This is a genomic window from Streptomyces sp. SID3343 (assembly GCF_009865215.1).
GTDB lineage: Bacteria > Actinomycetota > Actinomycetes > Streptomycetales > Streptomycetaceae > Embleya.
This window is the reverse complement of record NZ_WWJX01000497.1, coordinates 1-201: the sequence shown is the minus strand read 5'-3', so window position 1 is coordinate 201 and position 201 is coordinate 1. Positions and strand designations below refer to the sequence as shown.

At 79.1% G+C, this 201-nt stretch carries 1 protein-coding gene; it reads right to left on the bottom strand.

From position 1 onward, the window contains the following. The coding region (locus GT354_RS15535; protein WP_161356899.1) for a hypothetical protein at positions 1-201 on the bottom strand (201 nt) is incomplete at both ends.

Sequence of the window (201 nt, the reverse complement as noted above, 5' to 3'; positions counted from 1 at the left end):
GGTCGCGGTCCACGCCGACAGCGCGGGGGAGGGGCCGCCCCGCCGGGCGCTCTCGCGCAGCACGGCCAGCGCGCGGGGCAGATCGCCGGGCCCGTAGAAGTGGTGCACGGCCAGGGCCAGGCCGGCCGGATGCGCGTCGGCGCCCCGGGCCGCGGCGAACGTCTCCTCCAAAACCGCGATGCCCTCCGCGAACTCGCCCTG